The sequence below is a fragment of the Mongoliitalea sp. genome, assembly GCF_054166905.1.
Window position 1 is genome coordinate 1 of record NZ_JBSZCK010000015.1, and the last position, 19,289, is coordinate 19,289.

Sequence of the window (19,289 nt, forward strand, 5' to 3'; positions counted from 1 at the left end):
GTTTCTCCTCAAATAGACGTATATTGATACTCTAATGGCACAAGCACCTAATAATGCCAGTCAAGACCAAAGGGGCGTCAGCCTTGTGATCTTAAACTCACGAGGTGGGAAAAAACCTGGCAGGTTTGCGATAGCGTACCGGAAACAAAAAGTCATTCAGAATACCTAAAACCTGCCAGGTTTCTCCTCAAATTGACGTGTCTTGATATTCACTTGGCACAGGTTTAGGTACCTAATACTTGGTACATGGTACATGGTACTTGGTACAACGTACAATGCCTAACCTCCCAATCTTCATTCAACCTCCACATGAAATACCTCCTTCTCATCTTCTTTCTTGCCTGCTACACTTCCACTGCAGAAGCTCAACGGATATTTGACGCATCGGGGAGATTGATGGGGAGGGTAGATGGGGAGCGCTTCTTTGACGCTACAGGTCGACCTATCGGGAGAGTAGACGGTGAACGTATATTTGACGGAACAGGTAGACTTATGGGAAGAGTGGATGGACAACGAGTTTTTGATAGTGCAGGCAGGCTGCAGGGAAGGATTGATGGAGACCGCCTATTTGATGCCACAGGGAAACTATCGGGAAGAATCGATGGTGAGCGCTTATTTGATGCCTCCGGTAGGCCACTCGGCAGATCCGAAGGTCTGCAACGAAGGGAAGTGATTTTATTTTTTTACTTTTTCATGTAAGCATTGATAGCAGGTTTGATAGTTACATTAGCACATAGATTACCCTAGTAGGATCTGTCAATAAAAATTAGTGGCTAAATTTTAAAATTATCTATCCTTTCAAAACTTTTTAGGTTTCTAGTACTGTTTATCTAGCCAATAACAATTACTAGCGATTCATGAGTTCTATTTGCAGAAATGCTCGAAAATTTATCTTTATTCTTAGTTGCTTTTTAGGATTTCAAATAACTTCACAGGCTCAGTTTGTTGGAGAAATCTTTTCCTCTAAAGGATATACCAGCCATGAATTTTGGGGACAATTGGCATTCTCAGACAGCTCTCGGTTTAGCTTTTTTAGCTACAACCTATTCCGAATTGGTCATAGCCAGGAATTTCAAAATCAATTGTTTAACTACTCGGCTGTTGACTATGCACTTAACGATAATTTTGGATTGGCTTTGGGAGGATTTGTAACCCAAGAAGGCTTTTCTCCTGTAGCAGCGGTAAGCTTTACTAAGGTCACAGACACTTGGTTGGTAAGCTTATTTCCGAGCGTTGAACTTCGGTCAAGACCCAATTTGGATATTTTTGGTTTCATTCAATTCAGACCAAAGCTATCGGATAACCTCAAACTTTTTACTCAAGTCATTGCCAATTCCAACTTTAATTTCCGAGCGCATAATTTCAGCGAACAAGCAGCAAGGGTAGGTTTAGATTACCGTACTTTCCAATTTGGATTGGGATTAGATACGAGTCAATTTACTGCTGAGGAAAGTGGCATTCGACAGACTACATGGTCACAGGCCTTTGGTCTGTTTGTTAGAAAGGAGTTTTAGCGCTCCTAAAGCGCTAAAACTCTTCCAAAAAGTTTTTGGATACCCACCGGTCTTCCAAACCTATTTTCGCCCAAATTCCTGAAAATTCGGAGATAAAGACATCTTCATCTTTCCTTAATTTGTCCACGATAAAGAAGTTGGTACCTGGCCCCGAGCGCACGTTGAGAACTGCTGGCTTAACTTTGAATCTCGTAACCTCCTGAGTGAATCGAGAAGAAACCCAATGATCAGCATTTTGGGAAATTTTATACCATCCAGGCTGCTCTTGGTAAATCCGAATGACGGAATTGGCGGCTAAGGGAGCTCGCTCTTCAGCCAAGGAAAAATTTGCCCCGGGCCCTGTGCGTACATTCAAACTCGAAGCAGTGGTGATGGCGTATTTCAAAATACGTTCATCGCTGCTTTTGACAGAACCCTGCAAAGCCTGCCGAACCAAGGGTAAAAAGTGCTGCTCGCAATCACTTCGCTTATTTCCTCCAAAGAAGTTTGTTCCTGGACAGGATTTACTGGAGAACCAATGATGATAGATAATCGAATGTAAATTAACAGGTAGATTGAATTTCTTACAGAGGAGTGCAGTAACCCCAACGATGGAAGCGGCTTGCTCCGCTGTCATTTGATCTTTGTTCTTGTCAAAAAAACCAATATGCTCCATGCAGATGGCATTGCTGTTTTGACCTACGATGCCAGAAGGAGTACTTTCTAAAGATCTCCCGGTCATGATGCTACCATCAGGGAAAATAGTGAAATGCTGGGCAATATCCGACCAGCCATTGCTATTGACATGCACATTTTGCATACTCCGCTGCATTTGAAAATGATTGGCACCGGTAAAATGCTGGTAGGAAGGAATGTAGGTATGATGTTGCTGGACTTTTAAAATGGTCCGACCTACCCTGATAGCTTGAAGCCAAGAATCAAACTCGGCAAGTGTCATTTTGGTAAAATTGAATTTGGTTTCCATAATGGTTTGGTGAAAAATGAATGGTTGAAACAATAACTCAAGAAATCTACATTAAATAATCCTGAAAAGCAAGTGATTCGTCTGATTTTCAATGATTTAAAAATTCAATTTATAGTTGAATTCTTTGTCTTTCAAAAAATAAAAGAGTACAAGATTTGGGAAAACATATCCAAGTATCCCAATCTTGTACTCCTTGTATGATGGCAAATGATTTGAAAATGCCTGAGAAAAACCTTTTTTAGCTTGATTTAACGGGTAATGGGTTGAGGAAAGACTGCCAAACTCTCATCTCCATCCTGACCAACAGATTGTACGGCAAAGAAATAGTTGTCCTTGGAGTAGGGGATAGTTAAGGTAAGGTCCTCTGTATAGAATTTCTTTTGCCACATGGACTGATCCGTTTCCCGCATTAAAACATAGTATCCTTTCGCTTTTCCTATCGCTGGAGCTTCCCAACGCAAGGTGGTAGTATTGGTCAATCTTCTAACATCAATACCTACATTCTGAGGTTCAGATGGGGCAGAAGCCAAGGATGCCAAAGAAGCTAAATTCAATCCTGTATTTTTTCGCATATATTCGAAATCCACAAATTCCGGTAGATCTCCGTACTGAATACCATTTTCTACCCGTACATCTTCGTGTTGACGGTAATAATTTTCATTCATCTCGGTCACCCGTATGGCTGTAAATCCTTGCTGAACAAATGGCGTATGATCACCTCCTCTTAGGAATCGATCGTTTCTGTAAATCAATTTTACCTCCAGCTGATCTACATAACGTTCTCCTACTTCTTTCATATAGCGGGCGAGTTGACGGGCTTTGCCATCATTTTCAGAACTCGTATAGCGACGGATAGCTGCCATACGCTCGGTTTCAGCAGCTGGAATACCTTCAGAAAAGATCCGAACACGCGTATTGTCATTGATATTTGTTTGTGAGGAGTTGCTGTTTCCGAGCATGTCATTATTCAATAAAGCAACCAAATTCCAGTTTTCATTTGTAGCACGCTCCGCTAAATGGTTAGCTCCTTTCAAGCCTTGTTCTTCACCTGTCAAGGCAACGAAGATAATTGTGGCAGGAAATTCTCTTTTAGACATAATTCTACATAACTCGATGACTGCTGCCACACCCGAACCATCATCATTTGCACCAGGTGCATCGATAGAAGCATTCATCACATCGGTGGCCCGGCTATCAATATGTGCAGTGACCATAAAAATGCGATTATCCATTGGGTCTGTCCCTTTTAAGGTTGCCATAACATTGCCCATCTGCACATCCTGTGGAATCCTGCGACCATCGCCTGCTACTGTGAAATAATCAATCGTGGAACTTAATCTACCGCCCGCCGCTGCCTCAAATGATTGAAATAATTCCAAGACATAAGCCTGGGAGGCGTCGATTCCCTCTTTAGTATTGTTACCTTTACTCAAGGAATGGCGAGTACGGAAATCGGATAGATCACGAACGTATTTTTCTAAATTCTCGGCAGAGATTTCATCGATCATTTGAGCGATGCTAGCCTTGCGATGGATGAGCTGTGTCTGAGAAAAACCATTGAAGGTAATCCACAAACAGCCAATCAGTAAAATATTTTTCATAGGATGATTTTTTAAATGCGCTTTGGATTCTAATTTAGCTCGGAGTATAAACCCAATAAAACAGCTTTTACATGAATGCAAGCATGATGCCCTCAACGGGAGAATATCACCCATATTACCAAAGTTATTTGGAAAAGATCCGAGAAAGAGATATTCATGCGTTGATCTTGGATCAAATTGAGGAGGTTCGCTCTATTTTTAAAAGAGAGGATGAAAGCTGGGCGGAGACTGCTTACGCAGCGGGGAAATGGACTCCCAAGGAAGTATTAGCCCATATCACGGATACAGATCGGGTAATGGCTTTTAGGGCTTTTTGTTTTGCCAGAGGGGAAGAAGCAAGTTTGCCGGGATTTGATCAGGATATTTACATTGCGAATGGTCAATTCAATCAGTTTTCCGTAGAAAGCTTATTAGAAGATTTTACAGCCAATAGAAAGGCTATAGCAGCGCTTTTGCATACCATCACCAAAGAGCAGTTACTGTTTACAGGAACTGCCAATGAAAATAAGGTCTCAGTTAGAGCTTTGATAGCCATTATTCCGGGGCATGCTGCGCATCACCTCAGCATTTTACAAGAACGCTATCAATAGGGCAAAAGCAGATTTTGAGCGATAGATAGCAATACTCTCGTTAGAAATATGTAATTTTGCCGAATTTATCTATTAACTAATTTTAAAATTATGCAAAGAACTAGAGCACAAGAATCAAGAGCCGCCATCGAAAAACTGTACATCACCATGAGACATCTCTTTATGAGAGGGTCTTATAAACCGATGGGAGTTTCCGGTGAATCGCTTGTAGATTCACTTTTGGTGTTAAGTCCGGAAATTTACGGCGCATTGGCCGAGGACGAAAAAATCGAGTTGGACGGTCTCTTATATGTCATGGAGCGTCTTCCTAAAGGAATTGAGGAGTGTAGATATATTCGCTTGATCAGCAGAGAGGGCTACGAAAATTCTACTTTCCCAACAATTGTACCTCCAAAAAGAAAGAGAAACTGCTACCGTGTGGATGCAGATCAGATGTATGTAGAGATGACAAGAGGTCGCTCTGACATTTACGATATTCTGACGCATTTGACATTTTTATACATTGAGTCAGAAAAAATCCGTCGCAATAGCACAGACCCAAAAGGAAGAATCGATCTCAATTGGAGGATGCTTGGTCAGTTGGTGGAAAAAGAGGCGAGGGGAGAGGAGTTTGATATGGAGGTGGCTTGTTCCTACCTAAGCCATGTCATCGGACGTACCTTTGAAGAGACACATGAAGCAGTTATGAAGTTTGAAAAATCTAATCATGTACACAGCTTGTTTCATGTGGTTTACCATTTGGGTAAAATGTCCATGGATGAAGCTTTCCATGAGTTAGATCGGGAAATTTCATTTTCTGCAACCCTTCGCATGCGCGTAGGTCATCATGTGTATGGAGAGTTATGGGCCAATGACATCAAAAAAGTATTGTACGAAGAAGGCCTGATTGATAGACCAATACACATTATTTCAGCGAACCTTCACTCTGTCCTGAATACGGTCTATGGGCATCAGGCTTTGGGTCTCAAATCATTTGATGCCATTGAAAAAGAAGCCATGACCATCAGTCAAAATGCCAAAAACAACAAGGCAAAGGACATTTATTCCTATGCATTAAACCATGGATTTATTGAGGTGAATGATGAATCCGGCACCAATATCCATGTACAGTTATTGGATACAGCTAAGATGACAGTAGATACTATCATACCTGGTAAAAAACTACCGAAGGATAAAAAAGATAGACCTGTAATATTGGTCATGGATTATGCATTTGGGGAGCAAGCCTATGAGTGTTTCGATGAGCTTTTGAAGCCATACGAGTCGGCGGATGGGAGTTTACATCCTTTACGTGTACAGTCTGCTAGTATCATGGGCAAAGCAGGTATTTTGACAGGGCACAAAGGAGATATCATGATCCCAGATAGCCATGTATTCGAGGGTACGGCTGATAATTATCCCTTGGACAATCTATTCACAAAAGAAGATTTTGAAGGATACGGCTTAGGTGTTTACCAAGGAACCATGTTTACTGTATTGGGAACATCCTTGCAAAACAAAGATGTCCTGAGTTATTTGATGCAATCTTCCTGGAAGGCCATAGGTTTGGAAATGGAAGGTGCCCATTACCAAAAAGCCATCCAATCCGAAAGCCGAATTCGCCAAAGTATAGGCAAGGATGTCAAAGTATTGTATGCCTATTATGCATCGGATAATCCATTAGAAACAGGAAGTACCCTTGCCTCAGGTGCCCTAGGTATGGAAGGAGTTAAGCCAACCTATCTCATTACCTACAAGATTTTCGAAAAGCTGTTCTGAGAACAAGTGAACAGTTAGCAGTGGGCAGTGAACAGTTAGTAAATAACAGTTAGCAGTGAGTAAGTTAACAGTTTGCAGTGAGTAGTTTCGGTGCTGAGGGAAGTTGAAGCAAAATATAAAAATTCAGGAATGAGTGGAGCTGTCCTGGATTTGCAATCTCGGTCAGAAGATTAAATAAGGATTTGCAATCCTCTAAGGAAATCGAAAGTTCCTAAACACACTTCCTTATAACCAAACAACTGTTCTAAAAACAAAAAACGGCTAAGTTAATTCTCAGCCGTTTTTTTATAATCTGTTTTTTACATTCCATCTTTCTACGTATTCCATGCATTCTGCGAGCACTCTACTTGATGGGAGATTAAGGGACTAATTTCACGGAAAAGAATGTAAAAGGCGATAGGAATAAGCATAAAGGCAAAAGGAGAAATAGGATACTAACCAACTAATTCTCTTTCACGATTATTTCAAGGGTATTTCTTCTATATTTCAAAAGCACCTCCAACGTCTTTCCACGAAAATCAAGTCTTATTTCTTGATTCTTGTCTCTTGTTTCTTGATTCTTGTTTCTTGATTCTTGATTCTTGTCTCTTGTTTCTCGCTTCTACCTACTACCTCAACGAACGAATTAATCGTTCATTCAAGCCAACATAATCTGCATTTTTAGCTTCTCTGGCCATTTCAATGGAGCGGTTAGCACTTTGAATAGCCTCCTGTTTCATGCCTAATTCGGCCTCAATTTTTGCTTTTAAATGCATGGTCCAGAATTTTGGATCGTCAGCAACTGACTTGCTGATCCAATCAAGAGCTACACGTAAATCTTTTTTATTGGTAAAGTAATAATTGGCAGCTTGATAGTACAAACCAGGATTTGTTATCTCCTGATCTATTACCAATTCTTTGATCTGTGCCATCACAATATCATCCACTTCTGTCTCTATTCTGAATGCTACACGGGTGTTTTCCCACTTGATGGCAACAGATGCAGCATTATCAGTCATATCCACGAAATTAAACTCCATGGTTTCATATCGTTGGCCTGTTTTACCTGGTTTAACAATAGCACGCAGGACATCTTCATCAGAATTGTATCCAACTGCACCCCAAAGACTGGTATTGGAAGAAAGAATAATTGTCCACTCATCACGTCCTGGGATCGAGTAAAGTGCATACGTGCCCGCAGGAATAAGTTGTCCCTCAATTTTAACTTCGGTCGAGAATGTAAGTAAGGTAGCTGCATTGGCACCTGTCCTCCAAACATCCCCAAACGGCACCAATTCCCCAAATATCTTTCTACCCTTCATACTCGGGCGAGCATATTCTATGGTAACATCCGTCAGACCAATTTTTTGACTGATGGTAGCTGAAGGACTAGCCTGAGGCATGTTGATTTGTTGGGCCGCTACTCCAAGACTTAGATAAGTCAAGAAAAGGGCAGCAAAGTAAGCAAATGGGTTTTTCATTTATTTTTTTGGTTTAGATTTACATTGGTAACGCAATATAAATTAAAATTTTTATGGGTTCGATAAGATTTATTGATGAAGAGGTAGGGACTCTTGGATGAATGGTTTTTTTTTGTCTAAATCTTATTGTAGTATTGAAGCATTGAGTATCAAAAGATACTACCAACACCCAAATATGCTAGTAAATGGGCTTAGCCATTATCAGTCCAGGTAAAAATGTAGATGCCTGGATTCAAAATTTTAAGCGTTTAGACCCTTCTGTTCAGATTCAGGTGTATCCTGAAATTACAGATTATGCTGCTGTAGAAGCCGTACTTCTATGGAATCATCCTCCTGGATTATTAAGTGAGTTTCCCAATCTTAAGCTCATCTGTTCCATGGGGGCTGGGGTAGATCATATTTTGAAAGATCCTGCTTTACCGCTGCATGTGCCCATCACACGTATCGTGGATGAAAAATTGACCTGGTCCATGACTAATTATGTGATTATGGGGGTGTTAAACCATCATAGGCAATACGAGCGCTATCAGCAACAACAATTGCAGAAAGTATGGGATATGTCCAATCCAGAACTAGCCGTTAAGATTGGAATTCTTGGCGTTGGCGCTTTGGGGCATGATATAGCAGACAAATTGCAGTACATGGGCTTCCCGGTTCTTGGATTTGGAAACAGTCCAAAGACGCTTACTTATCCTTACTATTTTGGAAATCAGCTACAGGATTTTCTCTCAGAAATAAATGTGTTGGTCTGTATGTTGCCATTGACTCCGCAGACAGAAGGTTTTTTAAATCTTCAATTATTTGAAAAGTGTACGCCAGGAACATTTTTAATTAATGTTGCTAGGGGAAAACATTTAATTGAACAAGATTTATTAGTAGCTTTGGAAAAAGGTTATCTATCTGGTGCTTTGTTGGATGTATTCCAAGAAGAGCCTCTTCCCTCTATTCACCCCTTTTGGGAAGATACTCGTATTCGGATTACACCCCATATCGCTAGCGTGACCAATCCCAATGCTGCGGCACCTCAGGTTATGGAAAATTATCAACGAATGAAAAAGTCCCAACCCTTAATAAACCAAATAAATAGAATTAAAGGCTATTAATCACACCATGGAATCAGTTTTTAAAATCATTTGTCCTACTGACTTCTCAGAATGTTCGTTAAATGCAATTGAATATGCTGCCAAACTAGGTGAAAAGTACCAGGCAGATCTCATTCTTTTTCATGTACCAGACAAAGAAGATTATCAGAAATTAGCTGCCCAGGAAATCAGTAATGGGCAGAGTTATGAGTTTGTTGAAAAAAAATTAGAAAACCTCGTACGCACAGTATCAGAGGAAAGTATTCCCAAAGGGCTTAAATCCTGCAAATCGGTTGTTCGCGAAGGAAAGATTGTGAGTTCCATCCTGGAGTTTGTTGCCGAAGAAAAAGCAGACTTGATTGTTATTGGTACTGAAGGTATCAATGATTTCAAGAAAAACTATGTCGGTACACGTGCAGCTAAGGTAGTCGATAGGTCCGAGGTGGATGTATTGGTCATTCCAAGAAGAGTCTATTTTAAGCCTCCTAGAAAATTGGTATACGCTACGGATTACTTAGAAGAGGATAAATTGGCTATTCAAAAAATCACTGAGTTAGCGAGTTTCTTTGATTCTGAGATTGATTTGGTGCATGTCAGTACGAAAGCTAAAGCCATCGATAAAAGCTTGCATCAGACAATGGTTCAGGAATTGAAGCCATTTATCAAATATGAAAAAACCAATTATGTATTGAAGGCATATCGGGATGATGCAGGCTTAGGCCTTGAAAATTATTTAATCACTGCCAAAGGCGATATGTTGGTCACGCTTAGCAAAAAGAAAAGTTGGTTTGAGCAGATATTTGATAAGAACATATCCAGAAAAATGTCCTATTTCATCAATAAGCCATTGTTAGTGGTCAAGAAAGTTTAAGACTTTCTTGACCATAATTTTGTCTTGAGAAATTCCACGAAGTCTTTTCTTGTTTTTTCATCCGTAAACACATCCTTCAAAGTTTTGATGTAAGATTGAAAGGTTAGCTTTTTTGGAGTTGGCTCCATCGGTTCTATTTCAATCTCCGGCAATTCCTGACGCGGTTTTGGTTCAGTTTCAGGTGATGCTTTGGGTGTTTCCGGTCTCTTATATCCGATCAATTCCTCTGATTTTTCGAAGCTCTTTTTAGATCGTTTGATGTAGCCCATCTTTTCTTCTACAAGTCCTTTGTTGTTATATGCCACCGCATCTTCCGGGTCTAATTCAATGGCCTTTTCATAATCTTCCAAGGCACCTTGATGGTCACCGATTCTATCTTTGAAATAGGCACGACTGGAATATCTATAAGGATTTTTTGGCTCTAAATTCAGTGCTCTGTCAAACTCAGCCAAAGCTTCTTCATTGCGTTTCAATAAATGAAGGACAACGGCTCTGTCGGCTATGTAGGTAGGATTGTAAGGATCTTTTTCATTTAAGCGATCAAAGTCCCCCAAAGAATCTTCAAATTTTCCCATTCTGGAAAATACCCTTGCACGGAAAAAGTAAAATTCCAGATTACTTCCATCTGCTTGAATGGCTTTATTGATCTCCTCCAAAGCTTGGACAAATTTTCCTTCCTTAAATAAGGCAACACTAGTTTCGAAATTGTTCACGGTTTTGACGCTTGATTTATTTATCATACAAAAATACGGCAAAGAAAGTTTAAAAAAATGTACATTGACTGGTAGTAGCATCCTTTTGACTAGGGATTAATTTCTATATTTGAGCGAGAATTCTTGATTATGGCATACAAAGCAGAAGACGTTTTAAAGGAGTTAAAAAGCGGGAAATTTGCACCCATCTATTTTTTGCAGGGAGAAGAACCTTTCTTTATTGATCAAATCTCAGACTTTATCGAAAAAAATGCGATTCAGGAACATGAGAAGAGTTTCAATCAGATGGTAATGTATGGTAAGGACGTCACAATGCCTGCAATTTTATCCAATGCCAAGCGATTCCCTATGATGGCAGAACGTCAAGTAGTTATCGTCAAAGAGGCTCAAAATATTCCAAATTTAGGTAAAGAAGAAGTCGACAATTTGTTGATCAGCTATCTTCAAAATCCTTTGCCAAGTACGATATTGGTTTTTGCCCATAAGTATAAATCACTCGATGGCAGAAAACCCTTGTCCAAAGAATTGGATAAGAAGGCCGTATTTGTAAAAACAGAAAAAGTAAAAGACTATAACCTTGCTGCTTGGATAGAAGGCTATATCAAAACGCAGGGTCACCAAATGGATGGACCCACTGCCAGTTTCTTGGCAGAAAGCATCGGGAATAACCTGGAAGTGATTGCCAATGAGGTGGGTAAAATGCTCATTAATTTCACTGGACCGACGCAAATCACCAAAGAGCATATTCAAAAGTATATAGGTATCAATAAGGAGTACAATACCTTTGAACTGACCAAGGCAATGGGCTTTAAGGATGTGGAAAAAGCAAACAAAATCATTCATTACTTTGCTCAAAATCCTAAAAACCATCCTATTATCCCCATGTTGACGGTGATATTTAACTATTTTTCCAAGATATCCCTCGTTCATTACAATAAAACAGCAGGAGATAATGAGTTGGCCAAGTTGATAGGAGCGCACCCTTTTTTCGTGAAAGAGTATAGAATCGCCGCTAAAAATTATCAATTAGGCAAGGTTATTGATTGCTTTACTTATATCCGAGAGGCAGATTTGCGCTCTAAAGGAGTAGATGCCGGAAGTATCACTGACGCAGAGATTCTCCGGGAATTAGTTTTCAAAATTATGCATTAACAGCCTAGCAAAGCTATTTATGAAAAAAAGCCTTTTGTTGCTTTTAAGTTTTACCCTTGCCGTGGAAGGGTATTCACAATCAGGACTTTACCAGCAAAGCTCTACCAAATGGTTTGATGATTCTTTTGAATTGATGGACAAACAGCTATTCAGTGCTGCCAAATATGCCTTTCAGAGTCTTCCTTCCAGCAATACACCGGAGGAAATTCAAATTCATGGAGCCTTCAACCAAGCGATAGCGACTTTAAAAATTGAAAATCCTAATGCATCAGATGAGGTGTACGTGTTCATTAGAAAGCACCCCAATCATCCCTTAGCCAATGACGCTGCCCACATCTTAGGTGATTTCTTTTTTGATAATCGCAACTATCGCGAAGCCATTCCCGCTTACAATAAAGTGGATGTAAGCAAAGTCAGCTATGAACAGGGTTCAGAGGTACTGTTTAAAAAAGCTTATGCTTACTTTCAATTAAGGGACTATACCAATGCCTTGATTAATTTCAATGCAGTGAAAACCCATAATTCCTCCTATTCCCCAGATGCTTTTTATTATGCAGGGTTTATAGCCTTAGAACAAAAAAACTACGATCAAGCGATCAGAGACCTAAAAGAGGCGGATAAATCAAATTTCTACGCCACCAAAGTTCCTGCCTTGTTAGCAGCCATATATTACCGACAGGGTTACTACGATGAATTGATCAATTATGCAGAGCCTGTCCTGCAAAATAGAACAAATTTGGAAGGCAGGGAATTGATTCATCTCTACCTGGCGGAGGCATATTTTGAAAAAGGAAACTTTGAAAAGGCAGCAGCTAATTACGATGCATTTGTGAATGCTAAAAAATCAGATCTAAACCGTACTCAGGTTTATCGCGCCGGTATTTCCCAGTATCAAATCAGAAATTATCAGCGTGCCACAGATTATCTGAAAGTTTCTGCGGTAGGGGATGATAAACTCGCCCAAGTTTCTTCCTACTATTTGGGCCATGCTTATATCAAATTAAACAATCCTCAGTTCGCTTCCAACAGCTTCAGCGCTGCATATAAAAGTGACGCAGACAGAGAAGTCAAGGAGGATGCCTTGGTTAATTTCGCCAAAGTTAATTTGGAGCGTGGCAACTTTCAAGAAGCGGTCAATGCGCTTGATACCTATTTGGATAATTTCCCCAATGGAACCTACCGCGCAGAAGCAGAGGGGCTACTGACGGATGCCCTGATTAATACGAGCAATTACCTTCGGGCAATCGACCAATTAGAAAAAATGCCACGCAAATCCGAGCGATTACGTGCGGCCTATCAGAAAATCACCTATTATCAAGGGATAGTATACTATAGAGATAAAAGGCATGATATGGCCAATACCCTGTTTGATAAATCTTTAAGAGAACCTATTGACAGAGGCTTGGTTATGGAAACCTATTTTTGGAAAGGGGAGAATTTTGCTGCTCAAGATAAATTAGCGGACGCTATTAAATCTTATGAACAAGTGCTAGCACAAAAACCGGATTTACGCAACCCTATTACTGCCAAGACGCATTATGGACTAGGCTATTCTTTGTTCAACACCCAACAATACGCCAAAGCTGAAAATCATTTCAGAAGCTACGTCAACTTATTGCAGGGAAGTATCGATCCTCAAAATTACGATGAGGCGCTCATTCGATTGGGTGATGTGTATTATGTGCAGAAAAAGTTTGTAGATGCGCAGACCATATTCCAGCGTGCAATCCGTGAAAGAAATGACTTTATCGATTACGCATACTTCCGAAGTGGGGTAGTTTTCAATTTCCAAAACAGAAACGAAGAAGCAGTTCGTGAATTGACCACCTTAATCGATAGCTATCCAAACAGTCTCTATTTGGAAGATGCAATTTTTCAAAAATCTCAGATTCTGATGGAAATGACTAAGTATTCGGAAGCGAGTGATGGATTTACCAGGCTGATCGGTTCAAGGCCAAGTAGTCCATTTATCCCTTTTGCCTTGGAAGGTCGAGCCATTGCCAATTTCTCCATGCAAAATTACAATGCAACTATTGAAGACTATAAGCGCATCTTGGACAACCATCCCAATGCCTCCAATGCAGAAGCTGCTTTGGTTGGTCTTCAGGAAACCTTGGCTTTACAAAATCGCTCTGGAGAGTTTAGCCAATATTTGAGCAAGTTTAGGAATGCCAATCCAGACAGTAAGAGCGTGCAGAGTTTAGAGTATGAAGCAGCTAAAAACCTTTATTTCTCCAATGCTTCGGAACAGGCAATCACTGCTTTCAATACATATTTGAGAAATTACCCACAATCCTCCAACAAGCCAGAAGCACTCTTTTTTATAGGGGATGCACAAATACGATTGGGTAGGAAAAACGATGCTTTGGAAACATTCTATCGCTTAGAAAAAGAACAGGCTTCCTCTCAAAGAATCCGTGCTGTGCAACGCATCGCTAGTTTGGAAATGGAAAATGCCAACTATGAAAAGGCCCTTCCTTTCTTCCGGGAATCTCTTTCCAATGCCCGTAATCAAGTGGAAGAATATGAAGCACTCAAGGGATTGATGGAAGCTAATTATCAGCTCAACCGCATGGATATTGCCATCGAAATGGCAGACCGCATTGTCAACTTAGGCTCTGTTGTGACGGATGCTATTCCTCATGCCTTATTGTTGAAGGCTAAAGCTTTGAACAAAACCAATCAGAAATCGGCAGCGGAATCGGTACTAGAAGATTTGGTGAAAGAATACAAGACCATTCATGGAGCAGAGGGCCTATTCCTTTGGGCAGACGGAAAAGCCAAAGATGGCAAGCATGACACCTCCAATGAATTGATTTTCGAATATTCCAGTGCCTTCTCATCATATGATTATTGGTTTGGAAGATGCTTTATCCTCATTGCAGAAAATTACCAGAAACTAGGAGAAGACTTCCAAGCAAAAGCCACCTTACAATCTGTCGTAGAAAACTCAGTAAATGAGGAAATCAAACGAATGGCACGTGAACGATTAAACAGCCTTAATTAAGCATCAGCCCATGAAGACCGCAACCAATATACGCTTAGCCGCATTTGCTTTCTTGGGAGGCTTGATGCTTTCCAATAACACCTTCGCCCAACAAACAGGGGAGGTAAAAGATCAGGAGTTTATCATCCGTAAAGACAGGGTATTAACACTTCCTCCCAAAAGCCGGAGATTTGAAAAATTACCAACTTTGCCTACTCCAAGTAGTAGCAATAACTTTACTTATGAACCAAAATCCTACGCCATCCAAACACAAGCATCGGAGATAACAGCTTCGGCTGCGCAGAAGCAATTTCCAAAGAAAAGAGAGGAGTTGTTTCCAGGCTTCGCACGTGTGGGTTTTGGTAATTATAGTTCTCCAATCCTTGAAGGCCGTTACAATTTATGGGAGGATGGAGATTACAATGCGGGTGCACATTTCAAACACGAGGGTTTCTATACAGGGCCTGTGGCAGGAAGAAATTCCGCAGAACACTTTACCAATTTTAAGGCAGATGGAAACCTCTACAAGGATTTCTTTCAGCTCTATGGCGGGTTGAAGTATGACCGTCATCAATTCAATTTCTTTGGATATGATCCAGAGAATCCATTATTGACTGACTTTATTCCGAACCAAAATACGCTTCAGACTTTTCAAGTACATGCCGGAATTGCTGATTTGGAAAAACTGGAAGGCTTGAATTACGATGCCAGAATCGGAATTAGAGGTTTCAACGATCAGTTTCAAGCCTCTGAAAATGAGATACTCATGGCCATTCATACAGATTACTGGCTCAATGAAAAGATGTTCTCATCCATTGATTTGGATCTAAGCTTGACCAGCCCTAGAGATGAGTTTTATCAGGATATCAACCGAAATTATTTCGGAATTCGTCCGAGCTTTGAATATAGAGACTCCCAATTAGAGGTTAAGGTAGGTGCCAATATCATTGTAGAAAATGACATCACCTTAAACAAGCGCTCAGACTTCCATGTATATCCGGATGTATTTGCAGCTTACCAGATTCAGGATGAAATCGGTGCTTTTGTGGGTTTTGCAGGGGATGTCCATAGAAAGACCTATTTGGATTTTGTAAATGAGAATCCATTTTTAGGACCATCCAACGCTTTATTAAATACCATTCAACGATACAAAGTGTCAGCAGGAGCCAAAGGAACTGTGCTTGATAACCTAACCTATGAGGCAGGGTTTTCCTTTGGAAGATTTAGAAACATGCATTTCTTCAATCCTTCCTCCTCCGATAGTTTGAGGTTTGAAATTTTATTTGATGGAGAAACTCAGGTGTTGAATTACTTTGCCAGAGCAGGGTTTAAGTATGAAAACTGGTACTTCGGTAGTTTTGGTGTGGATTATTATCAATACACCACTTCCGAACTCCAGGGGGCATTCCACAGACCCAGCGTAGAAGTCAAATGGAATAATAATTTCCGTCCTACGGAAGATTGGTTGATTCAGATGAATGTGATGGCGATGGGAGGAATTCAGGTCTTTGAAGTAGGTACTGACAATATCACAACCCTTCCTACAGTGCTCGATTTGCAGTTGAAAGCAGATTATAAAATCAATAATCGGGTTTCTGTATTTGCTGTAGGGAATAATCTATTGAATCGAAGAAATCAGCGATTTATCAATTATCCGGTAAGAGGTATCCAAGGAGTTTTGGGTGCAACCATCAAGTTCTAGCACAGCTCATCGCATGAAGATTTGTCATTTAGCCGAATAATGTTAGCTTCGTAAATTCAAAAATTTTTGACACCCTGATATGGACCTAAACGATAAAGATTACGGATTTCCCTTTGTAGAGCCAGTCAAATTAGATGTGAAAAATACTTCTAGTAACAGGATTGCTACAGCAGCAGCTCAGGTGGCAGAACAACCTAAAAAATCTGAAAATAAGCCGGTTGCGCAAGTTGAAAAGAATTCGGATTATCCTTCTGAAAATAAGGCTAAAACTACTTCTAAAAAATCTAAAGGTATTACCGTTTTTTTAATTGCTTCGTTGCTATTAATCTTAGCGGTAATGGCATATTTCTTGTACTATGAACCTCAGGTTACAGGAGAAAAAACTGTCGCTACCACGGATCAAATCATGGAAGAAATCGCCCTTGAGGACGAGGAACTCATGGAAGAAATTATTGAGGATACAATTGTTGAGGAAGAACCTGTTGAAATAGAAGCATCTGCTCCCGTCGCAGTAACCCCTGCACCAACAGCGCCTTCATCTCAGCCTGCTCCCGTCGCAACTCGTCCTACTGGACAACGGGGAAATTTGGAACCTGTTGCGAGCAAAGGTGCAAGGCCAACCTATTACATAGTGGTCGGTTCAGTACCGAATGAATCCTTGGCCAAGGAAGAATCTGAAAAGTACCTGGCAAATGGCGTTGATTTGTGGATGATTCTTCCGAATGAAGAAAGTAGAAATTACCGATTGGCAGCAGGAAGATACGCTTCCTTCACAGAGGCATCCAATGCTTTAGAGCAGGCCAAAGCTCAATTCAGTGAATCTGTATGGATTTTGAAATATTAATATGATGCTAGCACAAGCAATGACAGAGGGCACTATGGCCTTGGACAGTCTCTCTACCATGGGAGCGGGTAAACCGAGTATTGGTTTATTGGATTTGATTTTAAAAGGGGGATATATGATGATTCCTCTGTACGTTTTATTCGTTTTGGCAATATTCATCTTTGTGGAGCGGTTGATTACGCTGCGCAAAGCTGCAAAATCCCCAAAACATTTAATGGATCAAGTAAAGGTTTTGGTACAGTCTGGTAAAGTAGCTCAGGCCAAGGCTTTATGTACAGGTGAAAACACACCTGTAGCCAATATGATATCCAAAGGATTGGAAAGAATTGGCAGCCCATTGAAAAACATCGAAGTATCTATTGAGAATGTAGGGAAAATCGAAATCTACAAGTTAGAGAAAAATTTGGGTGTCTTAGCGACCGTTGCAGGTGCTGCACCAATGATTGGTTTCTTGGGAACGGTAGCAGGGATGATTCGAGCATTCATCGGCGTAGCACAAGAAGAGGGAATGGTTTCTCCGAAACTGCTTTCTACGGGTATTTATGAAGCAATGATCACCACAGCTGCAGGATTGGTGGTTGGCATCGTTGCTTACTTAGGTTACAATTACTTGGTTTCCCAAGTTTCTAAATTGGTCCACAGCATGGAATACACTTCTGTGGAATTTATTGATATGTTACAGGAGAAATAACATGGGTCTACAATCCAAACATAAAGTCGATGCTGCCTTTAGCATGTCATCCATGACAGATATCATTTTCTTGTTACTGATATTTTTCATGCTGACGTCGTCTTTCATTACCCCTTCTGGATTACCGGTCAATTTGCCATCCAGTGAGGCATCTGATATTGTGATGCAAGAGGTGACAGTGACGGTGACCAAAGATTTGAGATTTTCGGTCAATGACCGTATTGTTAATCGGGAAGATGTCAAAGCTGAGTTGACTGCCTTGTTAGCAGAAAAAAAAGGTCAGGTAGTTTTGCATATTGACAAGGAAGTCCCCGTTGAATATTTAGTAGAGATTGGTGGTATTGCAGCTGGTTTGGAAGCCAACGTCTCTATCGCTACAAAACCATATAAGTAAGAAAATGCAGGTTTGGGAAACAGATAGCCAAGAAGCCGAAAATAAACGAAAGGCACTCATCATTACCATCATCGTCAATGTGTTGGTCTTGCTGGCTATATATTTTATTGTGGTTTGGAAAGAGCAGATTCCTCCTTTGCAGAAGTATGGGATGGAATTGAATTTAGGTTTTTCAGATCTGGGTTCTGGCAATAACCAAACTACTGCACCTCCTTCTGATATCCAAACAAGCAATACAGAGGCACCAGCACCTGGACAACAAAGTCCACGGCCTACGGAAGCTGCTGTTCCCGTTACCCAGCCTAAAACTGAAGTGGCCAAACCTGCTGCTAAACCAACGCAGCAAACATTCGAAGCAGTATCCAAAACCCCCAGTACCGTAAAAGGAAGTGATAAGCCCAGTACTACTCCTACCAAAGAGACAACTCCTGTAAGAAGAGAGACGACTCCTGCTAGCAAACCTGCCAATGCAGATGCACAACAAACTACTACCAAAGCAGAGGAAACCCCTCAAGTCAATCAGCGAGCGCTGATGGGGGCAGGGGGTTCCTCTGGCACTTCCAATAAAGCAGTTACAGGTTCTTCCCAAGGTTCATCCACCACCCGTGGAGATGAGGGTCGACCACAAGGAACAGTAGATGGAAGGGCAATCATGGGATCAGGTACAGGTTCGGGCAGTCCAGGGCCTTCTTCAGGGATTGGTTTGGATTTAGCGGGTTGGGAATTTGCCTCGCAACCGACTATTCGGGATAATGTATCTACCAGAAGTGGAAGAATCGAATTTCAAATCACTGTGGATGATAATGGAAAGATTGTTCAGGCTGTACCCCGGGAATATAATGTTTCCAATGAGGTGTTGGCCTACTATCGAACAGTCCTTAATCAAATCAATTTCAAAAGGCAAGGAGGCACAGTTCCAGCCGCATTCTCCCAAGGTAGAATTACTTTTATCATCAAAGTAGATTAA

At 40.7% G+C, this 19,289-nt stretch carries 17 protein-coding genes; 13 read left to right on the forward strand and 4 right to left on the reverse strand.

The features are described 5' to 3' along the window. The first annotated feature begins 309 nt into the window (after window positions 1-309). Window positions 310-699: a 5-fold beta-flower protein gene (locus ACXIUD_RS05070; protein ID WP_458051535.1), complete on the forward strand. Its 390-nt coding sequence runs from the start codon at window positions 310-312 to the stop codon at window positions 697-699. 158 nt (window positions 700-857) lie between these two features. Then, window positions 858-1,514: a hypothetical protein gene (locus tag ACXIUD_RS05075; RefSeq protein ID WP_458051536.1), complete on the forward strand. Its 657-nt coding sequence runs from the start codon at window positions 858-860 to the stop codon at window positions 1,512-1,514. 13 nt (window positions 1,515-1,527) lie between these two features. On the opposite strand, the gene ACXIUD_RS05080 is transcribed toward ACXIUD_RS05075, so the two are convergent. Together ACXIUD_RS05080 and ACXIUD_RS05085 are read right to left on the reverse strand one after the other, a co-directional pair. Continuing rightward, on the reverse strand, window positions 1,528-2,478 hold the full coding sequence (locus ACXIUD_RS05080; protein WP_458051537.1) for an N-acetylmuramoyl-L-alanine amidase: 951 nt from the start codon (window positions 2,476-2,478) through the stop codon (window positions 1,528-1,530). A 248-nt stretch (window positions 2,479-2,726) separates the two neighbouring features. Continuing rightward, complete coding sequence (locus tag ACXIUD_RS05085; protein ID WP_458051538.1) at window positions 2,727-4,079, reverse strand: M20/M25/M40 family metallo-hydrolase; 1,353 nt, start codon at window positions 4,077-4,079, stop codon at window positions 2,727-2,729. Between the two features lie 71 nt (window positions 4,080-4,150). Between ACXIUD_RS05085 and ACXIUD_RS05090 the strand changes: the two genes are divergently transcribed. Together ACXIUD_RS05090 and ACXIUD_RS05095 are read left to right on the forward strand one after the other, a co-directional pair. Further along, complete coding sequence (locus ACXIUD_RS05090) at window positions 4,151-4,669, forward strand: DinB family protein (protein WP_458051539.1); 519 nt, start codon at window positions 4,151-4,153, stop codon at window positions 4,667-4,669. 90 nt (window positions 4,670-4,759) lie between these two features. Next, the gene (locus tag ACXIUD_RS05095) at window positions 4,760-6,427 is read left to right on the forward strand and encodes a DUF6909 family protein (protein ID WP_458051540.1); all 1,668 of its coding nucleotides are present in this window, start codon (window positions 4,760-4,762) and stop codon (window positions 6,425-6,427) included. Window positions 6,428-7,035: 608 nt separating this feature from the next. On the opposite strand, the gene ACXIUD_RS05100 is transcribed toward ACXIUD_RS05095, so the two are convergent. Further along, window positions 7,036-7,887 carry a DUF2911 domain-containing protein gene (locus ACXIUD_RS05100; protein ID WP_458051541.1) on the reverse strand — a complete coding sequence of 284 codons (852 nt, stop codon included), beginning with the start codon at window positions 7,885-7,887 and terminating at the stop codon, window positions 7,036-7,038. A 185-nt stretch (window positions 7,888-8,072) separates the two neighbouring features. Here ACXIUD_RS05100 and ACXIUD_RS05105 point away from each other — a divergent pair, with 185 nt between their 5' ends. Both ACXIUD_RS05105 and ACXIUD_RS05110 read left to right on the forward strand, forming a co-directional pair. Continuing rightward, window positions 8,073-8,990 carry a 2-hydroxyacid dehydrogenase gene (locus tag ACXIUD_RS05105; protein WP_458051542.1) on the forward strand — a complete coding sequence of 306 codons (918 nt, stop codon included), beginning with the start codon at window positions 8,073-8,075 and terminating at the stop codon, window positions 8,988-8,990. 7 nt (window positions 8,991-8,997) lie between these two features. Beyond that, entirely contained in the window at window positions 8,998-9,840 is an 843-nt protein-coding gene (locus ACXIUD_RS05110) for a universal stress protein (protein ID WP_458051543.1), read from the forward strand. On the opposite strand, the gene ACXIUD_RS05115 is transcribed toward ACXIUD_RS05110, so the two are convergent. Then, a complete protein-coding gene (locus ACXIUD_RS05115; RefSeq protein ID WP_458051544.1) occupies window positions 9,837-10,553 on the reverse strand; it encodes a tetratricopeptide repeat protein in 717 nt (238 codons plus the stop codon). The two genes, ACXIUD_RS05110 and ACXIUD_RS05115, sit on opposite strands and share 4 nt — an antisense overlap. Window positions 10,554-10,682: 129 nt before the next feature. On the opposite strand from ACXIUD_RS05115, the gene holA reads away from it, so the two are divergent. The 7 genes from holA to ACXIUD_RS05150 all read left to right on the forward strand — a co-directional run bounded on the left by holA (window position 10,683) and on the right by ACXIUD_RS05150 (window position 19,289). After that, entirely contained in the window at window positions 10,683-11,705 is a 1,023-nt protein-coding gene (holA, locus tag ACXIUD_RS05120; RefSeq protein ID WP_458051545.1) for a DNA polymerase III subunit delta, read from the forward strand. Between the two features lie 19 nt (window positions 11,706-11,724). Further along, a complete protein-coding gene (locus tag ACXIUD_RS05125) occupies window positions 11,725-14,712 on the forward strand; it encodes a tetratricopeptide repeat protein (RefSeq protein ID WP_458051546.1) in 2,988 nt (995 codons plus the stop codon). Between the two features lie 10 nt (window positions 14,713-14,722). Continuing rightward, complete coding sequence (locus tag ACXIUD_RS05130; protein WP_458051547.1) at window positions 14,723-16,393, forward strand: TonB-dependent receptor; 1,671 nt, start codon at window positions 14,723-14,725, stop codon at window positions 16,391-16,393. Window positions 16,394-16,472: 79 nt separating this feature from the next. After that, window positions 16,473-17,237 carry an SPOR domain-containing protein gene (locus ACXIUD_RS05135; RefSeq protein ID WP_458051548.1) on the forward strand — a complete coding sequence of 255 codons (765 nt, stop codon included), beginning with the start codon at window positions 16,473-16,475 and terminating at the stop codon, window positions 17,235-17,237. A gap of 1 nt (window position 17,238) precedes the next feature. After that, a complete protein-coding gene (locus ACXIUD_RS05140; RefSeq protein ID WP_458051549.1) occupies window positions 17,239-17,928 on the forward strand; it encodes a MotA/TolQ/ExbB proton channel family protein in 690 nt (229 codons plus the stop codon). A 1-nt stretch (window position 17,929) separates the two neighbouring features. Continuing rightward, entirely contained in the window at window positions 17,930-18,322 is a 393-nt protein-coding gene (locus ACXIUD_RS05145; RefSeq protein WP_458051550.1) for an ExbD/TolR family protein, read from the forward strand. Between the two features lie 4 nt (window positions 18,323-18,326). Further along, window positions 18,327-19,289, forward strand: coding sequence for an energy transducer TonB (locus ACXIUD_RS05150; protein WP_458051551.1), 963 nt, complete (start codon window positions 18,327-18,329; stop codon window positions 19,287-19,289).